General features: G+C 51.3%; 2 rRNA genes (1 of these 2 cut by a window edge). Both read right to left on the reverse strand.

What is annotated here, in order from left to right:
* Positions 1 to 58: 58 nt before the first annotated feature.
* Positions 59 to 171 (reverse strand): 5S ribosomal RNA (gene rrf / locus AC0IZS_RS00005).
* Positions 172 to 301: 130 nt separating this feature from the next.
* Positions 302 to 2,500: ribosomal RNA gene (locus AC0IZS_RS00010) — 23S ribosomal RNA — on the reverse strand; it runs 680 nt beyond the window's last position.

A 2,500-nucleotide genomic window follows, 5' to 3' on the forward strand; every position in this document is an offset into this window, starting at 1 on the left:
CCCCCAAACGCAAAACCCCCCAGTCCTTTGGGGACTGAGGGGATTTGGGGCTGTAAGAGCCTGACGATGACCTACTTTCACACGGGAACCCGCACTATCATCGGCGCAAAGTCGTTTCACTGTCCTGTTCGGGATGGGAAGGAGTGGTACCAACTTGCTATGGTCATCAGGCATAACTTGGAGTCGACTTGCTCTTGGAGCAAGACAACGAATTCATAGAGTGGAATCAGATTTCATGTGTTTTGACTGCGTCAACTTGGCATAACAATCTTCGAAGCACATTACGCGCTATCAAAGTTATAGGGTCAAGCCTCACGAGCAATTAGTATCAGTTAGCTTAACGCATTACTGCGCTTCCACACCTGACCTATCAACGTCCTGGTCTTGAACGACTCTTTAGGGGGCTCAAGGCCCCGGCAGATCTCATCTTGAAACGAGTTTCCCGCTTAGATGCTTTCAGCGGTTATCTCTTCCACACTTAGCTACTCGGCAATGCCACTGGCGTGACAACCGATACACCAGAGGTGTGTCCACTCCGGTCCTCTCGTACTAGGAGCAGGCTTCCTCAAATCTGCAGCGCCCACGGAAGATAGGGACCAAACTGTCTCACGACGTTTTAAACCCAGCTCACGTACCTCTTTAAATGGCGAACAGCCATACCCTTGGGACCGGCTACAGCCCCAGGATGAGATGAGCCGACATCGAGGTGCCAAACACCGCCGTCGATATGAACTCTTGGGCGGTATCAGCCTGTTATCCCCAGAGTACCTTTTATCCGTTGAGCGATGGCCCTTCCATACAGAACCACCGGATCACTATGTCCTGCTTTCGCATCTGCTCGACTTGTCAGTCTCGCAGTTAAGCACGCTTATGCCATTGCACTATCGTCACGATGTCCGACCGTAACTAGCGTACCTTCGAACTCCTCCGTTACGCTTTGGGAGGAGACCGCCCCAGTCAAACTGCCTACCATGCACTGTCCCCGATCCAGATAATGGACCTAGGTTAGAACCTCAAACACACCAGGGTGGTATTTCAACGTTGGCTCCATGACATCTAGCGACATCACTTCAAAGCCTCCCACCTATCCTACACAGATCTGTTCAAAGTCCAATACAAAGCTACAGTAAAGGTTCATGGGGTCTTTCCGTCTTTCCGCGGGGAGATTGCATCATCACAAACATTTCAACTTCGCTGAGTCTCAGGAGGAGACAGTGTGGCCATCGTTACGCCATTCGTGCAGGTCGGAACTTACCCGACAAGGAATTTCGCTACCTTAGGACCGTTATAGTTACGGCCGCCGTTTACTGGGACTTCAATCAAGAGCTTGCACCCCATCATTTAATCTTCCAGCACCGGGCAGGCGTCACACCCTATACGTCCACTTTCGTGTTTGCAGAGTGCTGTGTTTTTATTAAACAGTCGCAGCCACCGATTTTTTGCAACCCCGTTGGGCTCCCTCTGTTCGAGTTCACCTACTTGGGGCATACCTTCTCCCGAAGTTACGGTATCAATTTGCCGAGTTCCTTCTCCTGAGTTCTCTCAAGCGCCTTAGAATACTCATCTCGCGCACCAGTGTCGGTTTGCGGTACGGTCGTCAATAGCTGAAGCTTAGTGGCTTTTCCTGGAAGCAGGGTATCACTCACTTCGTCTGCAAGCAGACTCGTTATCACCCCTCATCTAAGCCCGGCGGATTTGCCTACCAGGCACGACTACAGGCTTGAACCAACATATCCAACAGTTGGCTGAGCTAACCTTCTCCGTCCCCACATCGCACTATTGATCGGTACAGGAATATTGACCTGTTTCCCATCAGCTACGCATCTCTGCCTCGCCTTAGGGGCCGACTCACTCTACGCCGATGAACGTTGCGTAGAAAACCTTGCGCTTACGGCGAGGGGGCTTTTCACCCCCTTTAACGCTACTCATGTCAGCATTCGCACTTCTGATACCTCCAGCATCCGTTACCAGACACCTTCACAGGCCTACAGAACGCTCTCCTACCACGTGCAATAAATTGCACATCCGCAGCTTCGGTAACTGGCTTAGCCCCGTTACATCTTCCGCGCAGGACGACTCGATCAGTGAGCTATTACGCTTTCTTTAAATGATGGCTGCTTCTAAGCCAACATCCTGACTGTTTTAGCCTTCCCACTTCGTTTCCCACTTAGCCAATTTTAGGGACCTTAGCTGGCGGTCTGGGTTGTTTCCCTCTTGAGTCCGGACGTTAGCACCCGGTGCTCTGTCTCCCAAGCTGTACTCGTCGGTATTCGGAGTTTGCATAGGTTTGGTAAGTCGCCATGACCCCCTAGCCTAAACAGTGCTCTACCCCCGACGGTAATACTTGAGGCACTACCTAAATAGTTTTCGGAGAGAACCAGCTATTTCCAAGTTTGTTTAGCCTTTCACCCCTATCCACAGCTCATCCGCTAGTTTTGCAACACTAGTCGGTTCGGACCTCCAGTACCTGTTACGGCACCTTCATCCTGGCCATGGATAG

The sequence above is a fragment of the Acidovorax sp. AC410 genome (assembly GCF_979253235.1).